At 72.3% G+C, this 20,083-nt stretch carries 18 protein-coding genes and 1 tRNA gene; 5 read left to right on the top strand and 14 right to left on the bottom strand.

The annotated features are described in order from the left end of the window. Positions 1-22 precede the first annotated feature (22 nt). From AQI70_RS36990 to AQI70_RS03415, 3 genes are all read right to left on the bottom strand, one after another. Positions 23-241, bottom strand: coding sequence for an FmdB family zinc ribbon protein (locus AQI70_RS36990; RefSeq protein WP_079051156.1), 219 nt, complete (start codon positions 239-241; stop codon positions 23-25). Positions 242-259: 18 nt separating this feature from the next. Continuing rightward, entirely contained in the window at positions 260-1,735 is a 1,476-nt protein-coding gene (locus tag AQI70_RS03420) for a hypothetical protein (RefSeq protein ID WP_079051127.1), read from the bottom strand. Positions 1,736-1,809: 74 nt separating this feature from the next. Then, on the bottom strand, positions 1,810-2,583 hold the full coding sequence (locus AQI70_RS03415; RefSeq protein ID WP_062143856.1) for a DUF4097 family beta strand repeat-containing protein: 774 nt from the start codon (positions 2,581-2,583) through the stop codon (positions 1,810-1,812). A 216-nt stretch (positions 2,584-2,799) separates the two neighbouring features. Between AQI70_RS03415 and AQI70_RS03410 the strand changes: the two genes are divergently transcribed. Beyond that, positions 2,800-2,871 (top strand) — tRNA-Val (locus AQI70_RS03410). Positions 2,872-3,081: 210 nt separating this feature from the next. On the opposite strand, the gene AQI70_RS39980 is transcribed toward AQI70_RS03410, so the two are convergent. From AQI70_RS39980 to AQI70_RS03390, 4 genes are all read right to left on the bottom strand, one after another. Then, a complete protein-coding gene (locus AQI70_RS39980; RefSeq protein WP_062143853.1) occupies positions 3,082-3,507 on the bottom strand; it encodes a PASTA domain-containing protein in 426 nt (141 codons plus the stop codon). 390 nt (positions 3,508-3,897) lie between these two features. After that, positions 3,898-4,242: a hypothetical protein gene (locus tag AQI70_RS03400; RefSeq protein WP_062143850.1), complete on the bottom strand. Its 345-nt coding sequence runs from the start codon at positions 4,240-4,242 to the stop codon at positions 3,898-3,900. 138 nt (positions 4,243-4,380) lie between these two features. Further along, the gene (locus AQI70_RS03395) at positions 4,381-5,613 is read right to left on the bottom strand and encodes a GNAT family N-acetyltransferase (RefSeq protein ID WP_062143847.1); all 1,233 of its coding nucleotides are present in this window, start codon (positions 5,611-5,613) and stop codon (positions 4,381-4,383) included. Between the two features lie 119 nt (positions 5,614-5,732). Further along, positions 5,733-6,638, bottom strand: coding sequence for a ketopantoate reductase family protein (locus AQI70_RS03390; protein WP_062145030.1), 906 nt, complete (start codon positions 6,636-6,638; stop codon positions 5,733-5,735). A gap of 90 nt (positions 6,639-6,728) precedes the next feature. On the opposite strand from AQI70_RS03390, the gene AQI70_RS03385 reads away from it, so the two are divergent. Next, positions 6,729-6,962 (top strand): DUF2277 domain-containing protein, encoded by a 234-nt coding sequence (locus AQI70_RS03385; RefSeq protein ID WP_062143834.1) that lies wholly within the window; start codon positions 6,729-6,731, stop codon positions 6,960-6,962. 647 nt (positions 6,963-7,609) lie between these two features. On the opposite strand, the gene AQI70_RS03380 is transcribed toward AQI70_RS03385, so the two are convergent. From AQI70_RS03380 to AQI70_RS03360, 5 genes are all read right to left on the bottom strand, one after another. Further along, the gene (locus tag AQI70_RS03380) at positions 7,610-8,230 is read right to left on the bottom strand and encodes a DedA family protein (RefSeq protein ID WP_062143831.1); all 621 of its coding nucleotides are present in this window, start codon (positions 8,228-8,230) and stop codon (positions 7,610-7,612) included. Between the two features lie 245 nt (positions 8,231-8,475). After that, positions 8,476-8,913: a DoxX family protein gene (locus AQI70_RS03375; RefSeq protein WP_062143828.1), complete on the bottom strand. Its 438-nt coding sequence runs from the start codon at positions 8,911-8,913 to the stop codon at positions 8,476-8,478. Positions 8,914-9,003: 90 nt separating this feature from the next. Then, positions 9,004-10,908: an FAD/NAD(P)-binding protein gene (locus AQI70_RS03370; RefSeq protein WP_107116895.1), complete on the bottom strand. Its 1,905-nt coding sequence runs from the start codon at positions 10,906-10,908 to the stop codon at positions 9,004-9,006. A 240-nt stretch (positions 10,909-11,148) separates the two neighbouring features. Then, positions 11,149-12,789 carry an alkaline phosphatase D family protein gene (locus AQI70_RS03365; protein ID WP_062143821.1) on the bottom strand — a complete coding sequence of 547 codons (1,641 nt, stop codon included), beginning with the start codon at positions 12,787-12,789 and terminating at the stop codon, positions 11,149-11,151. Between the two features lie 99 nt (positions 12,790-12,888). After that, positions 12,889-13,533 carry an HNH endonuclease family protein gene (locus tag AQI70_RS03360; RefSeq protein ID WP_062143819.1) on the bottom strand — a complete coding sequence of 215 codons (645 nt, stop codon included), beginning with the start codon at positions 13,531-13,533 and terminating at the stop codon, positions 12,889-12,891. 374 nt (positions 13,534-13,907) lie between these two features. On the opposite strand from AQI70_RS03360, the gene AQI70_RS03355 reads away from it, so the two are divergent. After that, complete coding sequence (locus tag AQI70_RS03355; RefSeq protein WP_004001607.1) at positions 13,908-14,489, top strand: TMEM165/GDT1 family protein; 582 nt, start codon at positions 13,908-13,910, stop codon at positions 14,487-14,489. Positions 14,490-14,658: 169 nt separating this feature from the next. Beyond that, positions 14,659-15,336, top strand: coding sequence for an HAD-IA family hydrolase (locus tag AQI70_RS03350; protein ID WP_062143816.1), 678 nt, complete (start codon positions 14,659-14,661; stop codon positions 15,334-15,336). 547 nt (positions 15,337-15,883) lie between these two features. On the opposite strand, the gene AQI70_RS03345 is transcribed toward AQI70_RS03350, so the two are convergent. Next, a complete protein-coding gene (locus tag AQI70_RS03345) occupies positions 15,884-16,876 on the bottom strand; it encodes a peptidoglycan-binding domain-containing protein (protein ID WP_063801544.1) in 993 nt (330 codons plus the stop codon). A 161-nt stretch (positions 16,877-17,037) separates the two neighbouring features. Here AQI70_RS03345 and AQI70_RS03340 point away from each other — a divergent pair, with 161 nt between their 5' ends. Next, a complete protein-coding gene (locus AQI70_RS03340; RefSeq protein WP_062143810.1) occupies positions 17,038-19,104 on the top strand; it encodes an MDR family MFS transporter in 2,067 nt (688 codons plus the stop codon). 449 nt (positions 19,105-19,553) lie between these two features. Here AQI70_RS03340 and AQI70_RS03335 read toward each other — a convergent pair whose 3' ends face one another. After that, positions 19,554-20,042 carry a GNAT family N-acetyltransferase gene (locus AQI70_RS03335; protein ID WP_062143807.1) on the bottom strand — a complete coding sequence of 163 codons (489 nt, stop codon included), beginning with the start codon at positions 20,040-20,042 and terminating at the stop codon, positions 19,554-19,556. Between the last annotated feature and the right edge of the window lie 41 nt (positions 20,043-20,083).

Raw genomic sequence — 20,083 nt, 5'->3', positions numbered from 1 at the left:
ACGACTAAACGAGCCGTCCTACCTAGCCGCAACAGCCGCCGCCACAACACCCACCGCCCCCGCCGCTCGTCCTCGGCGCGGCGGGAGCCGACGCCGTGCCGCCCACAGCGACCGTCGACAAAAGCTTCACCGTGTCGTCATGGCCGACCGGGCAGCTCGCGGGCGCGGACGACTCCGCCATCGGCCGGTTCAGTTCGAACGTGTCGCCGCAGCTGCGGCAGCGGTACTCGTAGCGAGGCATACGCACAGGTTAGCCCCGTCAGTGACCGCCGCCCCGCTCCTCGCGGATCTGCGCGACCACCCGAGCCACCGTCCGTCGCACCGCCTCCGTCTCGGTCAGGAAGTGCCAGTAGTCCGGATGGCGCCCCTCCAACGTGCCGATCGCCCGCTCCAGCCGGGCGACGGAGTCGTCCAGGGGCCGGGCGTGCCGCGGATCGGGCGTGTTCCGCCCCGCCATGGCCAGCCGCTGGGCGTCCCGGATCGCGAAGCGCGTCCGGTCGATCTCCTGCTGCGGGTCCTTCTGCACGGCGTTCAGCCGGCGCAGCCGGTCCCCGGCGGCGGACACCGACTCGTCGGTGCTGTTCAGCAGCGCCCGGACCGTCGACAGCAGCGCGGTGGCGTCCGGCCAGCGCTGCTCGTCGCGCGCGGCCCGGGCCTCCGTCAGCTTCAGCTCGGCCTGCCGTACGTTCTCCGCGGCCCGGTCCGGGACGTTCTGCAGGTCCTGCCAGCAGGCCACCGTGAACCGCCGCCGCAGCTCGCTCAGCACCGGCTCGACCTGCCCGGCACGGGTGGTGAGCGCCTGTGCGCGCGTACGCAGCGACACGAGCCGGTGGTCGATCTCGGCGGCCCGCTCCGGCAGCCGCTCGGCCTCCGCGCGGACCGCCCCGGCCTCCCGGGCGACCCGCTCGGCCCGCTCCAGCGTCTGCGGCACGCCGTGCTGCCCGGCGCCCTGGTTCAGCTTGGTCAGCTCCGGGGCGAGGGCGGCGAGCCGGGCGGCGAGGTCGTCCGCCTGCAGCCCCGAGCCGCGGACGGTGTCCAGGGCGTTCGAGGCGGCGAGCAGGCCCTGCCGGGCGCGCTCCACGGCCGGGGCGAGGCGGGCCAGCTGGGTCTCGGCCTTGCCGAGCAGCGGTCCGAGCCCGTCGGTGAACCGCTCCAGCTCCCGTTTGACGTTGTCGAGATCGTCCTTGGCCTTGGTCAGTTCGGTACGGGCGCGGGCGGCGGCCGAGGCCTCCAGGTCGTCGCGGTCGAGGTCGTGCGCGTCGACGGCCTGGATGTAACGGTGGCTGACCTCGTCGATACGCCGCCCGAGCGCATCGAAGTCGCTGATCGCACGCCGGGCGGCGGGGGAGTCGTCCACGGCCGCGATGGTCTCGATGGAGATCCGCAGATCCCGCTGGGCGGTGTCCAGTTCGTAGAACGCGGCCGCCGCGGCGTCCTTCGCCGCCTGCGCCTCGGCCCGCTGCCCCTCGGCCCGCCCACCGAACCAGCGCCGCGTACCACCACCGGCGAACGCCGCGGGCAGGGCCAGGGCGGCGACGAGGGGGAGGGCGACCAGGGTGAGGGTGTCGCGAACGGACCGCACCGCGTCCCGCGCACCCCGCGGCGTCAACGGAGGCCGGACGGTGCGGCGCCCGGGCCGGACGGCCGAACGCACGGGAAGGACGGCCGACCGCACGGGACGGAGCTGTGCGCGCGGCACTGACGGCGAGTTCGGCTGCGGAGGTGTCGCCGTCACATCCCTCTCCCGTGCTGTCATTCACCCTGCCCGGTGTCATTCTCCCACCGGTTTAGGACGAACACACGGGCCGGTCAGTTCGCCGTTCGCACCGTGACTTTTCCGTCGCCGGTGTGGGCGGAGACCACATGGGAGCTGGTGTCGTCCCGCGGCACGGACACATCCACCGAGCCGTCACCGGTCTCGGTCGTCACCCGGTAGGTGGCCCGGGGCAGCTCGATCGTCACGGAGCCGTCGCCGCTGCGGGTCTCCACCAGGTCCGGCACGGTGCCCAGTTCGAGCCGGACCGAGCCGTCGCCGCTCTGTGCCTTCACCCGGCGCGAGGAGACGTCGGAGACGCGCACGGAGCCGTCGCCGGTCTTCAGCTCCAGCGGCCCGCTGGAGTCGGTGACCTGCACGGACCCGTCCCTCGTACGAACGCTCAACGCGTCCCGGAACCCCCGCGCCCGCACGCTCCCGTCCCCGTCCTCGACCTTCACGGTGATCCCGCGCGGCACCTCGATGCGGTGCTTGGCGGAGCAGTCGACGATCACGCCCGAGCACTTCTGCCGCAGCACGAGCCGGTCGTCCTGGAACGACCAGGTCACCTTGGGATCCGAGCCGATCGCGACCGACCCCTGGAACCACCGGGTGACCTCTGCCGTGCCGGCCTTGTGCGCATCGGCGGCGACGATCTCCAGCGCCGAGTCGTCGGAGTCGACGGTGAGTGTCCGTCCCTCCAGCGCGAAGGACCGGTGCTCGGGATCCTTGTCCTCCCCGGCGGAGGCCCCGCACGCGGCGAGCCCCGCGACGAGCGCCACCACGACTCCGGCGACGGCGGCGGCGCGAGCGGGAACGGTACGGGCCATGACGATCTCCCCCTGAGACTTCCCTGACACTTCCCCGAGACCGACCTCGACGGCCCAGGACTGCTGCGGTGCTTCGACCGTACGGGCCCCGCCCGGACCGCGGGATCCGGGCCGCTCCCGGATCCGTGGTGGGGATAACCCCAGGACCCCCCGACCGTCCGCGATACGGGTTTGCGGGACACGGCCCCTGGCAAGGTAGGCTGTCGACTCGTTCTCGGGTGCGTAGCTCAGGGGTAGAGCGCCTGCCTTACAAGCAGGATGTCGGCGGTTCGAAACCGTCCGCGCCCACTGGCACTGAGTAGCAGGTGAGAGGCCTTCCAGGGATCACCCTGGGAGGCCTTCCCGCGTTCGGAGTCCGGTGGAGGAGGCCCTCAGCGACGAGGCGGTAGTCCTCTGCGGCGACCTCGCGCTTGTCCTTGTTGACGGCCACGAGGTCACCTCCGGGGTATGCGAAGGCCCGGCCACCGGGAAGGCGAGGCCGGGCCAGTCGAGGATGGGTCAGCAGCTCTCGTCTTCCTTGACGGCGTACAGGGTCACGAGCGTGTCCGTGGGATGCGTGCCGGCCCCAGGTTCCTGGCTGCACACCGTCCAGTTGCGGTCGAAGACCTGCAAGCGGTTCTGGCCGCTGGCGTCCTGGTCATCGAGGACGTAGAACCCGGCGGCCTGCGCCTCGTCCTGTGCGGCCTGGAGGTTCTTGCCGACGAGGTCGGGCAGCGTCGCGGTGTCCGACTCGGCCTTGTCCGCGTCGCTGGCGGGCGCGTCCGTGTCGGCCTCGGTGGTCTCGGGGTCCTGCTTCGTCTGGCCGCTGGTGTCCTCCGCTGTGGTGTCCGGCTTGCTGGAGCTGGTGTCGTCGGTGCTCTCGCAGGCGGTGAGCGTCAGCAGGGCTGCGGCGGCGAGGCCGACCGCGATGGTGCGGGTGCGCATGGTGTCCCCCAGGGATGTTCCGTTAGCTGGGGAAGCATCATGCGTCGCGTGTGGGAGATGTGGAGGCCAAGTGATGTTCCTGTGACATGAACGGGCGCCGGAAATGACAAGGGCTCGCGCGGTGGCGGGCCTTGGGGTCTGGGTCCGGGCACGCCGGACGTGAGGCCGGGAGCAGTGCCTGCTCCCGCGCTTGGGGGGGAGTGGCCTCCGACAAGCCCGTGGTGATCTATCCGCCCGACGAGGACGGCGGCCGGCGCGTGCGCGTGGACGGCGAGATCCTGAGTACAGCTCGATGTGGCCCCCGCACGGGAACACCACGTTGATGAGCCGCGGGCATGGCTCGCACACCGGCGGAGGGTTCTGCCGTACGCGGCCGGGGTCCTCCGCTTTTCAGTCCTCGTCCTGGGCCGGTGCCTCATGGGCGTGCTTCAGCTTCATGCGGGCGTCCACCCGTTCCGTCGCGGCGAGTTCCGACCAGAAGCGGTGGCCGCTGACGAACACCGCGAGCTCGTGCTCGCGCTGCCGGAGCTTCTCCACCTCGGCCTGCTCGTCCTCCGTCCAGCCGGGGGAGGCGGGGCGCTCGACCTTGCGCCAGCCGTTGTCGTCGCTGAATCCGTCCAGGGGTACGACCGACCAGGGAAGCCGCTTCAGCAGGGCCGACAGCTCGGCCCGGACCTGATGCAGCTCCTCCTGACCGGCAAGGAGGTCACTCGGAAAGTCATAGGGCTTGGCCACGGCCCAATGCTACGCCTGTTCGATTTTGGGAGGCGAGTTTCTTTGGGTGGTTCATGCGAACGAGTGTGAGGGGCTCGGAGTCACCGGCACGGCGAGGCGGCGTGCCAGGTCGGCGGTCTGCGGTTGGCGAGGGTGCGGTCAGAACCAGTGCAGGCAGTGCGGGGGGCGGTCGGTGCGGAAAAGGGCGTCAGCGAGGGTGGCCGCGGCCGGGCGGTGGGCCCGGATGTGTCCGGCACGCACGAGCGTGCTCGGGGCGGTGCCGCCGAGGTAGACCGATCCCAGGTCGCTCACGTTCAGGGACAGGTCGGGCTCCCGGTCCGTCGGGACGCAGTCGGCCTCGCCGTCCCTGACGGTCAGCAGGTAGCGGCCGTGTTCGCCGAGGAACGGGTCCTCTACGTCGAGGACGAGCTCGCCGTCCGCGAACCAGCCGCGTGCGGTCAGCGCACGCGGAACGTCCAGCAGTCGCACCCAGAGCCAGTCCATGTCGCCGCTCACCTTGCCGGCGCGGAAGTCCGCGAGCTGCCAGCGCAGTGGGTGCTGGGGCGGGACGTGCTTGAACACGACCTGAGAGACCAGGTCATGGCCGAGTACGAACCGGGCCAGGGCCGTGAAGACGGCGTCGTCGCCGGCGATGGTCTCGTCGACCGTCAAGGTGCCGGACTCGTCGAGCGAGTAGCTGGCGTACCCGTCCGGGACGCCGTCGGCGTCCCGGTGGACGGCGACGTAGCGCGGCGCCGGGGAGATCGGGGGCTGCCCCGCGCGCAAGGCCCACCAGCGGTGCGGCCGGGACAGCGCGCCGGGCTGAGCGCGGCGATACCGGTCGTAGACCTCTTCCAGGATCTCGCCGCACTCGGCGCGACGCAGCACCTCGACCGAGCCGTTGTCCGGGCCGGTCGCTGGTGCGTCGGCCGTTCCGCGCGCCCGGGGGAGGGCGAGGGCGGCCTGGTGGCGCTGCACCGTCAGCTGCTGCGTGTAGGTTGCCGGACCGTAGCCGAACCTGCCGTAGATCGGGGCCTCAGAGGCCAGCAGCACGGAGAGGAACTCCCCGCGGGCCCGCAACTCGGCGAGCTGATGCCGCATCATCGCGCTGAGCACACCCTGGCGCCGGTGCGAGGGCAGGACGCCGACGGCGGTCACCCCGGGGACCGGGACGAGGGTTTCACCGGGCAGGGTGAGCTCGAAGGAGTGCGTGGCGGCGGTGCCGACGGGCCGCCCGTCCGCCGCCAGGGCGAGTAGGCAGCGGTCCATTTCGAGCGCCGACCACCAGAGCCCGCCACCCTCGACCGGGGTTTCCGGGAAGCGCCCGAACGCGGCATGGAGTGTGTCGACGAAGACGTCGAGATCCTTGTCGGTCGTGGGACGTATCTCCATTGCTGCCGCTGCCTCCTCGGGATACCGCACCACGACTGGTGGCGCCTGGCCACCATGCAGCGTCGACCCGCGGCCCGGTCAAACGAATTACGGCTCAGCCCGCGGCGTTGGGCGGCCGACTAGTGACCTGCCTCCCTCAACTCGCCGACCACACGGGCCGTCACGGGCGTCGGCACCCCGTGCCGCTCCGCCGCGCGCAGCAACGCACCGCCGATCGCGTCGAGTTCGAGGGGGCGGCCCGCCTCGGCGTCGCGCTGCATCGACGACTTGGTGGCGGGCGGGAAGGCGTCGTAGCGGGCGAGGGCCTGGGCCGGGTCGGCGGGGCCGCCGCAGGCGCGGCTGACGGCTGCCGTCTCCTCGACCAGGGACGTCAACTCCTCGCGGTGGCGGGTGCGTACGTCGCCGAGGGGGAGGGCGTGGCGGGTGGTGAGGAGGGCGAACGGGGCCAGGAAGGACATCTTCGCCCACAGGGCCGCCGTCTCGTCGGGGAGGACGCGGGTGGTGGGGCCGGCCGTGCCGAGGGCCTCAGCGAGGGCGTCCAGGCGGTCGCGGGGGACCGTGTCGCCGGTGAGGTCGATCTCGGCGAAGGGGCTGGCGTGCACGATCTCCCCCGGCGCGACGCGAGTCGACTCGGCGCGGATGACGGCGGGGGCGACGCGGTCGGGGCCGTAGCGGGCGCGCAGGGCCTGGGGGTGTTCCACGCCGTTCAGGAACGGTACGACGAGGGCGTCGCCCAGCGCGGCGGGCGGGACGCGGGTCAGGGCCGTGTCGAGGGCGGTGGCCTTGACCGCGATCAGGCAGGCGTCGACCGGTTCGCGGAGCTCGGTGTCCGCCTCGACGTCGGCCGTGAAGTCCCCGAACGGGCCGCTGCGGACCTGGATTCCGGTCGTGCGCAGGGCTTTGGCCGTCTCGTCGCCGGCCAGGCAGAGGACACGGTGGCCGGCCCTGGACAGGAGCGCGGCGAGGAGGCCGCCTATGCCGCCCGGGCCCAGTACCGCCACGGTGAGTCGGTGGTTCGCTGTCATGCGGTTCCCTTCGTCGGTCGGCCCCTCAGCGGTGGCCGCCTCGGAAGCGATCATGGCAGACGGGCCCCTGCCGGGGGGAGACTTGTAGACATGTGCCGCAGCATCAAGACACTTCGTCCGCCTGCGTTGCCCGAAGAGGCGACGGAGGAAGAGATCAGGGCCGCCGCCCTGCAGTACGTGCGCAAGGTCTCCGGTTTCCGGGCCCCGGCCGCACACAACCGAGAGGTCTTCGACCGCGCCGTCGACGCGATCGCGGAGGCCACGGCGGAGCTGTTGGGTGGGCTGGAGGTACGGGGAGCCGGGGTGGTGCGGGAGGCGGGGTAGCGCGGAGGGGCGGGCTGAAGGAGTCGGGGGCGGCTGCGTCGGCCGCGTACCGCTGCGGGCGGCTCGCGCCTCCGCCTGCCGGGGGAGGCGCCGCCGACTCGCCGGCCGCCGTGCTCGGGCTCACGTGACTGGCGCCGGCTGCACCTTGTAGCCGGGCTCGGCCTGCGGGTCGGGACGCGACCGTGCCGCCGCTGGAGGTACGGGAAGCTGGCGTGGTGCGGGAGGCGGGCCCGCGCCTGCGGGTGCCGGGCCCTCGACTCGCCGGCCGCCGCGCTCGGGCTCGCGTGACTGCCGCCGGCTGCACTTTGCAACGGGAGTCGGGTTGCGGGTTGCGATGGGAACCGGGCTGGTGGGCCGCGTCTGGGTTCTGGCTGGTGTGCTGCACCCGGTCTGGGGCTGACGCGCCGTGCCGAGCTCAGCCTTCGCGCGCCGCCCCGGCCTCAGGCTGACGCCCGCCGCCCGGGCTCTGGCTGACGTCCTTCGCTCGGCTGAGGCTGACGTCCTGCCCTTGGCCTTAGGCTGACGCCCGCCGCCCGGGCTCTGGCTGACGTCCTTCGCTCGGCTGAGGCTGACGCCCCGCACCCGGCCTCAGGCCCCACGCCCCCACCGCCCGCAAGCCCCCCGCCAGGCCGAACCACCCCCACCCCCTACGCCGGCTTCCGGCGCATCACATACGTCGCCGCGGCGCCCGCACCGAACAGTGCGGTCACCGACACCCCCGCCGCCAGCCATGTCGTGCCCAGCCAGTGGGCGCCGAGGTAGCCGAGGGCCACGCTGTAGACGGCCCAGGTGAGGCCTGCCAGGGCGGACCAGGGGAGGAAGTCGCGGGTGCTGCGGTGGGTGGTGCCGGCGCTCAGGGAGACCACCGAGCGGCCCGCGGGGGCGAAGCGGGCCAGGACGACCAGGGCGCCGCCGCCCCGGGCCAGGGCGGCGCCGAGACGTTCCTGCGCCGACCTCAGCCGGCGGGAGCGGGCGATGGCGCGGTCCAGTCGGGCGCCGCCGCGCCGGGCGAGGCGGTAGGCGACCAGATCGCCGAGGACGGAGGCCGTCGCCGCGCAGAGCGTCAGGGCCAGGATGTCCGGGACCTCGTCGGGGACCTGTCCGGTCGCGGCACCGGAGCCGGCGGCCGCCGCCGTCGCCGCCGTGATCACCAGGACCCCGCTGGGCAGGACGGGCACGAACACATCCAGCAGGACCGATACTCCTACCACCACGTAGATCCATGGGGCCGCGGTCAGCGAGCCCACATCCCAAAACCCCTCGAGCACCGCAACTCCCCGTTTACCCCCGTGGCCAGACCGTGCCGCGACGTCGCGGGGGAGCGGCAGGGGCGGCCTATGACAGCCATACAGCGTACGCCTGGGGTGTGACAGCGGATTCATCGGGGGCTTGCGCGTTCGGCACAGCATGTTCACCGGGCGAAGGGAACCGGGCGAAGAGAACCGGGCGAAGAGAACGGCGCCCGTACCCGCGCGAGCCTCGCGGGTACGGGCGCCGTACGAAGCGGGGGCCGTCAGGCCGCCACCGGCGTCTTGTCGCCGGCCGTCCTGCCCTGCGCCCCGGAGCGCTTGGCGAACAGCCGGTCCAGGCCGAACGCGCCGGAGCCGGTGAAGATCAGCAGGAACATCGCCCAGCAGTACATGGCGGCGCCTTCGCCGTTGTTCTCGATGGGCCACAGCGCCTCGGGCTGGTGCACCTTGAAGTACGCGTAGGCCATGGCGCCGGACGATATGAACGCCGCGGCACGGGTGCCGAGGCCGAGCAGGACCAGGCTGCCGCCGACGAGTTCGATCACGGCGGCGTACCAGCCGGGCCAGGTGCCGGCTTCCGCGGTCTGGCCGCCGAAGGTGCCGAAGAGCGAGTTGGCGCCATGGCAGGCGAAGAGCAGGCCGATGACGATGCGGAACAGGCCGATGGCATACGGCTGGGCGCTGTTGAGGCGTCCGGTCATGTGGGGGACTCCCTCGGTCTGAGGTTTGCCGTTCCCTGAGAGAAACGGGGTGGGGACGAATACTGATCGGTAGCCCCACGTTAGGCACGCCTAATCGATGCTTGCAAGTTCAACATTCGGCCACGCCTGAGGCTCGGGTTGCCCTCCAGTCCCGGTGGCAACCGCACGTAGCGCCGCCCTCGCCACCGCATCCGCGTCCGAAAGAGTGACCGAATCCACACCCGGCCGCGCCCCCGCCGCCGTCACCCAGTGCACACCCTCCGTGGGCACTCCGAACGCGAACCGCCTCGGATGCGCCCGACCCTGACGATCGATCAGACGGTACGGCCGCCGCGTCACGTCCAGCCCTCCCGTCTCGTAACCGTCGACCGTGTGCGGGCGGCACTGCCCGGTCTTCAGCAGCCGGGCCAGCAGGTCGTCGGCGGTGCGGCGCAGGTCGGTCTCCGGCAGGCGCGCCTCGACGAGAGTGGTCGCCCGGACCGCCGAGCCCGGCACCTCCGGGGAGTGCGCCACCCAGGCCCCCGCCTCCTCCCGCACCTCCAGCCGGGGCCCGAGCACCTCCACCACGCCCGCCTCCACCAGGGCCACCAGCTCCTCCACGCGCCGCCGGGGCGGGCCGATGGACAAAAAGGCGTTGAGCGGGGTGTACCAGCGGTCCAGGTGGTCCCGGCGCGAGGCACCGGCGATGCCGCCGTGGTCGACGATCAGCCGCAGCTCGTTGCGCAGGTCGCGCAGCACGTCCAGGGCCGACTTCAGCGGGCCGTGCACATTGCCCCGGGCGGCCTGCGCGGCGTCCTCGCGCAGATACGCCAGCAGCCAGTCGCGCCACTGCCCCGGACCGGCGAAGGCGCGGCCCGCGTACGGGCGGGACACCCGGTCCCAGCTCCAGCGCTCCCGCTCCGCGACCCCGAACTCGTCGAGCAGGCGCGTCTCCCCGGGGTCGCGATGAGGGACGGCGAGGAAGCGCTCCGCGAACTCCGGCCGCCCTGTCAGGGCCGCGTAGTACACCGTCTCCACCTCCTTCGCCACCAGCGGCCATATCTCGGCGAGGAAGTCCGGCGCCTCACCCGCGTCCGCGCGCTTGCGGAAGCCGGCGATCACCTCCGGCGTCAGCACCAGCGGGAGATGACGGCCGTACGGCCCCTTCGCGTTGTCGCCGCGCGCCTGGTACGGGATGCCGCGCCGCGAACCGGCGTACAGGCGCGGCTCGTCGCCGGAGGGGACGTAGCGCAGGCCCGCCCCCTCGGTGCGCACGAAGCGGCCGCCGCGGCCGGTCGTCAACAGGGCCATGTGGTCGAAGAAGTTGAGGCCCAGGCCGCGCAACAGCACCGGTTCACCGGGGGATACGCCGGACAGGTCGACGTCGGCCGGGTTCGCGGGCGCCACATGGCGCAGCCCGTGCCGCTCGGCGTACGCCGCGAGGCGGCGCTGGGTCGCGTCGGCGGCGGTCGGCAGATGCCCTTGGGCCAGCACCACGGCGGACAGGCCGGACAGTGTGCGGCCGTCGTCGAGGGTGAGGACCTGGCGGCCGTCGGGCGCGTCGTCGAGCCGAACCGCACGGGCCGCGTACGTCTCGACACGCACGGCCGGCGGTGCCTCGCGCACGACCTTCGCGAACACCCACTCCAGGTACTGGCCGTACAGGGCGCGGGTCGGGTACTCGTCCGGCCCCAGCGCGCCGCCCGCCCAGTCATGGAGGCTGGGGCCGGGGCGGACGGGCCCCGAGCAGTCCACGCTGTCGTCGGTGAACAGCGTGACCTGCGACGCCACCGTGTTCATCAGCAGCTCGGGCGACTGAGCGGTCCGCCAGACGCGCCCGGGGCCGGGCGGTGCCGGGTCGATCACATGGACCGTGAGACGCACCTCGGGCGGGAGGAGCTCGGGAACGGAGGCGCAGAGGCGCTCCAGGACGCTGGTGCCGCGGGGGCCCGCGCCGACCAGGGCGACGGAGACCGTGGGGGACTCCGGGGTCGAGGCGGAGGTCGGTGCAGACAAAAGGGTAACTCCCGGGCGTATGGGGCGCATTGGAGCGGATCGCCCGGCGGAAGCGGGCGGTCCGGATCATCATGCCGTCGGGAGCGGGGCGAACCGAGCCCCGGGGTGAGTGAGTGTGGGATGCATCACGAGCATCACCCGCCACGGAGGTAACAAGCGGGCAGAACCGCTGATTGAGGTGATGAGGTGACACAAGGGGGTGGAAGCGGGCCGGGTGGAGGTGACAGGCGGGCCGGCGCCTCACGGGGCGAGTTCGGACTCCATGACCGTCCGCAGCCGCGCCCCCGCCCCCCGCACCGCCCGTGCCTGCTCCAGCCGCAGCCGCGCCGACCGCCCCCGCAGCGTGAGCGTCATGAGCTGGTTGCCGAACCACGGCCCGCCCGTCCTGCGCCAGTCGATCGGCGGCCGTGGACAGCCGCCGTGCCCCGCGAACCACCGGCCGAGCACCCGGGCCGGCGCGCTCCAGCCGAACCGGAAGCCGAGCCGGATCGCCAGCTGGACGGCGTTGTGGACGGGGGAGCAGGTCAGCTGGAACACCCGGGCGTCCGGACCGGCGCCCGCCGCCCAGGCCGGCTCGGCCACGTACGCGTGATGCACGTCCCCCGACAGCACACACACCGTCGCCGGCGCCCCCGCCCCCGACCCGGCCTCGGCGATCAGCTCCGCCAGCGCGTCGAAGGACGCCGGAAACGCCGCCCAGTGCTCCAGATCGGCCCGGCGCCGCATGTACTCCCCGAACCGCGCCCAGCGCTCCCCGCGCTCGCCCCGGCACAGGGCCGTGTTCCACCCCTCGGCGTCGTGCACCAGGTGCGGCAGCAGCCAGGGCAGGGAGGTGCCGATGAGGAGGTGGTCGTACGAACCCCTGTCCTGAAGGGCCTGCTCGCGCAGCCACCGCGCCTCGCCCGGGTCGAGCATGGAGCGCGCGTCCTCGTCGAGCACCCGGGCCGCCCGCGTGTCCACCATCAGCAGCCGTACGCGGCCGAAGTCGCGCCGGTAGCTCCAGCGGACGGAGGCCGGGTCGGCGTCCGCCGCGCAGGCGAAGGAACGCAGCAGGTCGGTGCCGTCGGGGGTGTCGCGTACGGCGGCGTGGAGCGGGTCGGCGGCCAGCTCGGCGGGGGACAGGTTCCCCAGGTGCTGGTGCACCCAGTACGACATCAGCCCGCTCAGCAGCCGTTCCCGCCACCACGAGGTGGCCCGCATGTCGGCGAGCCAGGCGGCGGAGGTGTTCCAATCATCAATTACGTCGTGGTCGTCGAAGATCATGCAGCTGGGCACGGTGGACAGCAGCCAGCGCACCTCGGGGTCGAGCCAGGACTCGTAGTAGAGGCGGGTGTACTCCTCGTAGTCCGCGACCTCGTCGCCCGGCGGCTCGCTCAGATCACGCCGGGCGGCCAGCCACCGCCGGGTCGCCTTGGAGGTCTCGTCGGCGTACACCTGGTCGCCCAGCAGCACGAGCACATCCGGCCGTTCGCCCGCCGGGTCGGCCGCGATCCGGGCGGCGAGCGTGTCCAGGGCGTCCGGGCCCACGGGGTCCTGCTCGCCGGGCGGCGGTGCGGCCCAGCGGCAGGAGCCGAAGGCGAGGCGGACGGGGTCGCCGTCGGCGGGGGTGCGGATGACGGAGGGCGGGAAACGGGTGTGCGGCAGCGGCCACACGCGCGTGCCGTCGAGGAAGACCTCGTACGGCGTCGTCGTACCCGGAGTGAGGCCGCTCACCGGCACCAGGGCGTAGTGATGGCCGGCGATCTGGAAGGTGCGGGTCTCCCCGAGGACTCCGCCCGGGCCGCGCACCTCGGCGGTGCACGGACGGCTCGCCTCGACCCAGACGGTCGCGGTCGAGCCGTCGGCGTACCTCAGCAGTGGTCCCAGGCGCAGTTCGGCCACGTGATCGCCCCTCTCCGTCGCCCCGTACGGTACGGAACGACGGAGGCCGGCGGGGAGGTTCCGCAGGTCACGGTTTGCCGAACTCGGTCAGCGGTCGGTTCAGCAGCTCGCGAGGTGGTTCGTGAGGGCGGACTTCTCCGCCGAGTCGACCGAGAGGTCGTAGTAGTACTTCACCTGCACCCAGGCGCGGACGTACGTGCACCGGTAGGCGGTCCGCGACGGCATCCAGGTGGCCGGGTCCTGGTCGCCCTTGGCCTGGTTGACGTTGTCCGTGACGGCGATCAGCTGCGGGCGGGTCAGGTCGTTGGCGAAGGCCTGGCGCCGGGAGGTGGTCCAGCTGCCGGCGCCGGAGTCCCAGGCCTCGGCCAGCGGGACCAGGTGGTCGATGTCGACGTCGGAGGCGGCGGTCCAGGTGGCGCCGTCGTACGGGGAGTACCAGCTGCCGCTGGTGGCGGCGCAGGAGGAGTCCTGGACGACGTTCGTGCCGTCGCGCTTGAGGACGACCTCGCGGGTGTTGCAGGTGCCGGACTGGGTGATCCAGTGCGGGAAGAGGTCGCGGCTGTAGCCGGTGCGGTCCTCGGTGGCCACGGTGAGCGAGGCGAGGTAGGTCCGGGCGGTGGCGGCGCTGACGGGCGTCGGGAGGGCGGCGGAGGCGGTCGGGCCGTTGAAAAGTCCGACGGAGGCTATGACGCCGGTCAGCGCCGCGAGTATGCTGACGCGTCGACGCGCGTAGAACTTCGACATGCGAACTCCCTTGGGAGGTGGGGGCGTTGGCGTGCGGGCGTTGGAATGCTCGCCATGCCGTGTTGCGGGGAGGTGTGCGTTCGGTAAGAAGTTAATGACGCGTGCATGACACGACAAGGTCGAGGGGGGACTTTCTGCCTGTGGGTCGGTCGGCGGCGTCGCGTACGATGGGCGGCGCAGAAGGGGAGTAGCTCTTCGCCGGACCGTCGACATACTGCTCAGCTCGTCTGAGCCGGCGCCCGGAGGCAGGTTCCTCGTGGACCGGCCAGCGAGACCTTCGGCAAGCAGTGCACTGACCGTGTGCTGCCGTGCCGAGGTGTCTTGATGTGATGTACAGCACTCTCGGCGGGGCAGCCCCGACCGATTGAGGAACCTTGATCAGCTTCACCGTGACGGCGGTCGTCTTCGGCGTCGTCTTCCTGGCCGAACTTCCCGACAAGACCGCGCTCGCCGGCCTCGTCCTCGGCACCCGCTATCGCGCCTCGTACGTCTTCGCCGGCGTCGCCGCCGCGTTCGCGCTGCATGTCGCGCTGGCCGTGGCCGCCGGCAGCGTGCTGACGCTGTTGCCCCAGCAGATCGTGCAGGCGCTGACGGGTGTGCTCTTCCTGGGTGGGGCCGCGGTGCTGCTCATGAAAAAGGACGAGGACGAGGAGGAGATCCGCAAGCCGGAGAACCAGTCCTTCTGGAAGGTGTCCGGGGCCGGGTTCATGCTCATCCTGGTCGCCGAGTTCGGGGATCTGACCCAGATCATGACGGCGAATCTCGCGGCGCGTTACGACGACCCGCTGTCGGTCGGTCTCGGGGCGGTGCTGGCGCTGTGGGCCGTGGCGGGGATCGGGATCGTCGGCGGGAAGGCGCTGATGCGGCGGGTGCCGTTGCAGCTGATCACCAAGGTGGCGGCGCTGGTGATGCTGGGTCTCGGGGTCTGGAGCCTGTGGGAGGCGATCGTCGGGTGAGCTGAACTGTCGGTGAACGGTTGCCGGAGGTGGTGGCGGGATCCGGATCGGTTTTGTACCGTGTAGGAACAAAGTGGTTCCCGCCCGTTTTCCCTGACCGGCGGGCGGGACCACCTTGTCCTCCCGGGGGCCACCTCTTCACCCCCGTGCCTCTCGCCTGGAGCTGCCGATGCCGGCCACCACCGTGCCCACCGCGCCCACCGTCCTCACCGCCCGTGCCCTCCTGCTCGACATGGATGGCACGCTCGTCAACTCCGACGCCGTCGTCGAGCGGATCTGGCGGCGCTGGGCCGAGCGGCACGGGCTGGACGCGGACGAGGTGATGAAGGTCGTGCACGGACGGCAGGGCCACGCGTCGATGGCGCTGCTGCTGCCCGACCGGCCGATGGAGCAGAACCACGCGGACAACGCCCGCATGCTCGCCGAGGAGACGGCGGACATGGACGGTGTGGTGCCGGTTCCGGGGGCGCCGGAGTTTCTGGCGTCCCTGCGGGGGTTGCCGCATGCGCTGGTGACGTCGGCCGATGTCGCGCTGTCGACGGCGCGGATGGCTGCCGCCGGGCTGGAGCTGCCGGAGATACGGATCACGGCGGAGTCCGTGGGCGCCAGCAAGCCTGATCCCGAGGGGTTCGTGAAGGGGGCGGCCGAGTTGGGGGTCGCGCCGGCGGAGTGCGTGGTGTTCGAGGACTCCGCGGCCGGCATCGCGGCCGGGCGGGCGGCCGGGATGCGGGTGGTGGGCGTCGGGGAGCGAGCCGGGGCGCACGGGCCGGATGCGCTGGTCCGGGATCTGCGGGGGGTGCGGGTCGAGGCTGTGGGGGGCGGGGCGATGCGGGTGTACGTGCCGTAGCGCCGACGGTGCTGGGGCCGACCCAGGGGCGCGGGAAACTGCGCGAGCAGCCACACACGACCCGCAGTCGCCGTCTGACTCAAAGCTCCGAGCTCTGGGGTGCCGACGGTGCTGGGGCCGACCCAGGGGCGCGGGGAACTGCGCGAGGAACCACACACGACCCGCAGTCGCCGTCGAACCCCAAGCCCCGGGCTCTGCGGCGAAGCGGGTACACGTCGGCGAGTGCCGGCGCATGGGTGGGGACGCTCACCCGCGCTGGCGGGGCGCCGCCTGCGCCCACCCGTGCCGCCCCAGCGGCACGACTGCCCGCAGGCTACGCGAGCCGACGGTGCTGGGGCCGACCCAGGGGCGCGGGGAACTGCGCGAGGAACCACCCCCGACCCGCAGCCGCCGTCGAACCCTAAGTCCCGAGCTCTGGGGTGCCGACGGTGCTGGGGCTGACCCAGGGGCGCGGGGAACTGCGCGAGGAACCACACACGACCCGCAGTCGCCGTCGGACCTCAAGCCCCGAGCTTCTGGGCGAACCCCCCGCCCAGCCGGCGCAGCGTCACGGTTCGGTCGTTTCCGACTCCAGCCTCTCCCGCGTGGCCAGGTCGTACACCCCGTACTCCTCCGGCTGGATTCCCCGAGCCCACTGATACCTGCTGACCGCGTCCTCCACGCCCTCGTTGTAACTGCCCTGGGCCTCCCTGGTGTACAGGCCGAGCTGGGTCAGGCGCAGTTCGAGCTCCGTGACCTCGGGCCCGCGGTCGCCGCGGCGGAGGGTCGGCGGCGTGGTCTCCCGGCCGGCGATGGACTCCTCCAGGGCGCCGGAGGCTTCGGCTCCGGCGGATGCGGGGGCCTTGGTCGGTTCGGCCGAGGGCGACGGAGCCGGGGACGCGCTCGACCTCGACGGAGAGGGTGTGGGCGACGCGCTCCGCGTGGGGGACGGGGCCGCGGGCGCCTGTGTCGGCCGTGCCGAAGGCCCGCTCGGCGAGGGCTCCTCGGAGGCCTCGCCGGTCGACGGGACCGGGATGCTCGCCCGTATGTCGTCGGGCAGTGCCGTGTCCCGGGACGGTGTCTCGTAGGTGAGCAGGCCGCTCGCCAGGCCGGCCGCCGCCAGGACGGTCACGATTGCCCCGCCCACCCCCAGCAGGACCGTGCGGCGGCGGCGTCGGGCCCGGTCCGAGAGGTCGTTCAGGTCCCGTGTGCCCGGTGTCGCCGACGGGGATGCCGACGGGGTGGCGAGCGTCGAGGTCGGTTCGCCGGCGGGCGGCGGTGCCGGCCTCGGGCCGGCCGGGGGCACCGCCCGCAACGGCATCGTCGCGCCGTCGCCCGCCAACTCCACGTATGGGCGTATCCGCAGGGGGTCGAAGTCCTCCGCCGCGGCCGCCTCCGCCGTACGGGCGTCTCGCAGGGCCTCGGCCACGCGCTCGGCGCAGTCGCACGACGGGGTGTTGTCGGCCGCCCTCGGCGCCCCGCACTCCGGGCAGAGGCGGCCGGTCGGGCTGTCCGGGCCTTCCGGGCCCTTCGCTCCCTCTGTTCCCCTCGGCTCAGTCACGCGTTCGTCCCTCCCCCTCGCGAACTCCCCAGATTATGCAGACCTTCCTCACAACGCCCTCCGGAAGCCCCCGGAATAACCGCTTCCAAAAGGACTCGACAGGCCATAACGGGCCACACCGATCACGATGGAAGCGGTAACGACACTCTCGGGAGGTCCGCATGGCCGGGGACGCGCACGGCAGGACGGGAGATGTGCGTGACGCGCACCCCCCGGAGCGGGGAGCCGAGGCACACGAGAACGTGCCCGGCAACGTCCTCGTCTCCATCGGCGCGCTGCTTCTCGGGATGCTGCTCGCCGCCCTCGACCAGACCATCGTGTCGACCGCCCTGCCCACCATCGTCAGCGACCTCGGCGGCCTGGAGCATCTGTCGTGGGTCGTGACCGCGTACTTGCTGGCGTCCACCGCGGCGACTCCGCTGTGGGGCAAGCTCGGTGACCAGTACGGCCGCAAGCGGCTCTTCCAGATCGCGATCGTGATCTTCCTCGTCGGCTCCGCGCTGTGCGGCATGGCGCAGGACATGGGGCAGCTCATCGCCTTCCGGGCCGTTCAGGGGCTCGGTGGCGGCGGGGTCATGGTGCTGTCGATGGCGATCGTCGGTGACATCGTCTCCCCGCGTGAACGCGGGAGGTACCAGGGGCTGTTCGGAGCCGTCTTCGGAGCGACCAGCGTGCTCGGGCCGCTGCTCGGTGGCGTGTTCACGGAGCATCTGAGCTGGCGGTGGGTGTTCTACATCAATCTGCCCGTCGGCGTCGTCGCCCTCGCCGTCATCGCCGCCGTGCTGCGCATTCCGCGCAAGGCGACGCGGCATGTCATCGACTATCTCGGTACGTTCCTCATCGCGTCCGTCGCCACCTGTCTGGTGCTGGTGGCATCCCTCGGGGGGACGACGTGGAGCTGGGGGTCGGCGCAGATTCTCGGGCTCGCCGTGCTCGGCGCGGTGCTCGCCGTCGCGTTCGTCGCCGTGGAGCGGCGGGCCGCGGAGCCCGTGCTGCCGCTCAAGCTGTTCCGCGTGCGGACCTTCGCGCTGTCCGCGGTCATCAGCTTCGTCGTCGGGTTCGCCATGTTCGGCGCGATGACCTATCTGCCGACGTTTCTCCAGGTCGTTCAGGGTGTCAGCCCGACGATGTCCGGTGTGCACATGTTGCCGATGGTGGCCGGCATGCTGCTGTCGTCCACCGGGTCCGGGCAGATCGTCAGTCGTACCGGGCGCTGGAAGGTGTTCCCCATCGCCGGGACCGGTGTGACGACCCTCGGTCTGCTGTTGCTGCACCAGCTGGACGTGGACAGCTCGACCTGGGAGATGAGTGTCTTCTTCTTCGTCTTCGGACTGGGGCTCGGGCTGGTCATGCAGGTGCTCGTGCTGATCGTGCAGAACGCCGTCTCGTACGAGGATCTCGGCGTCGCCACCTCCGGTGCGACCTTCTTCCGGTCCATCGGGGCCTCGTTCGGCGTCGCGATCTTCGGCACGATCTTCGCCACCCGCCTCGACGACAAGCTCGTGGAAGCCTTCCGGGGGGCTCGGCTGCCGCCCGGTGTCTCGCTGGAGGGGCTGGAGGCGGACCCGCGGGGCATCGCCGCGTTGCCGGTCGACCTGCGGCCGGGCGCGCTGCAGGCGTACGCGTCCTCGATCACGGACGTGTTCCTGTACGCCGCTCCGGTCGCGCTGCTCGGGTTCGTGCTGGCCTGGTTCCTGCACGAGGACAAGCTGCGGGGCTCTGTCACCGCACCCGACGTCACCGAGACGCTTGCCAGCAATCCGGTCGAGCGGTCGTCGTACGACGAGGTGTGCCGGGCGTTGTCGGTGCTCGGTACGCGGGAGGGGCGGCGCGAGGTCTATCGGAAGATCACCGAGCGGGCCGGGTACGACCTGCTGCCCGCGGCCAGCTGGCTGCTGCTGCGGATCAAGAAGTACGGGCGGGTCGAGCCGGGCGTGCTCGCCGAGCGCAGTTCCGTGCCGCTGCCGGTCATCCTGGAGGCCGCTCGGCAGGTCGAGGAGCGGAGGCTGGCTGTCCGCGAGGGGCTTGATCTCATCCTGGCCGACAGGGGGCGGGAGGTTGCCGAGCGGCTGGCCCGGGTTCGGGAGGAGTCGCTGGCCGAACTGCTCGGGGACTGGTGGGGGCCGGATCGGCCTACCGATCTGGTGCAGCTGGTGAAGGAACTGAACGAGGAGTTGTGCGGGTCGGATCGGGAGCAGCCGCACAACGGGTCGGTGGGCGTGTGGTGAGCCTCCGGCGGTTGGGCGGGTGGGGTGCCTGCGGCGGCCTGTGCGGATTGGGGTGGGGGTGCCTGCGGCGGTCTGTGCGGGTTCGGTGGGGGGCCGGCGGCGGCCTTTGGGGGCTGGGTGGGGGTGCGTGTAGCGCCTTTCGGGAGCACCGCACAGCGGGTCGGTGGGCGTGTGGTGAGCCTCCGGCGGTTGGGCGGGTGCGATGCCTGCGGGGGCCTGTGCGGATTGGGTTGGGGATGCCTGCGGCGGCCTGTGCGCGTGGGGTGGGGGTGCGCGTAGCGCCTGCGGTGGGTTTGTGGGTCGGGGCCGCGCCGGGGGGTGTCCGTCCTCGGACCGGCGGCACCCTTGGGCCAGGAGTTGCCGCGTGTTGACGCCGGTCACTGCGGGTGGACACCCCCCGGCACGTCCCCTTCCCGCCGTCGGCGGGTGCGGGCAGGTGAGGGTGACGCCTACAGGGGCTTGGTGAACCAGTGTTCGGCGTAGGTGTCGTTGTTGTGCGGGGCCGTCTCCTCGTAACCGAGGCGTGCGTACAGGGCGCGTGCCTCCGTCAGGTCGTGGCGGGTGTCCAGGATCATGCGTGTGGCGCCGAAGGCCCGGGCCGTGTCTTCCGCGGCCCGTACCAGGACCGGGCCGCCGCCCTTGCCGCGCATCGACTCGTGGATGAAGACCCGCTTGAGTTCTGCGGTTTCCGCGTCCAGGAGATGTACGCCGGCTGAGCCGGCCGGTTCGCCGGAGTAGCGGGCCACCAGCAACGCGCCTTTCGGGGGCCGGAGTTCGTCCCAGGTGTGGGCGGCGATCTCGCGCTCCAGCTCGTCCGGGTCGGTGCGGCGGCCCTCGTGCAGGAGGTAGTAGCGGTCGCTGACCTCCGTGTAGTACGCCCGCCAGAGCGCGGCGGCGACGGGGGAGTTGGGAGGTTCCGGGGTGACGGTCCAGGTCATGATTGCCATTGGGTGGGGGAGCCGGCGGGTCCGCAAGCGAA

This window comes from Streptomyces curacoi, assembly GCF_001513975.1.
In the GTDB taxonomy this organism is placed as follows: Bacteria; Actinomycetota; Actinomycetes; order Streptomycetales; family Streptomycetaceae; genus Streptomyces; species Streptomyces curacoi.
This window is presented reverse-complemented; position numbering and strand designations above follow the sequence as displayed.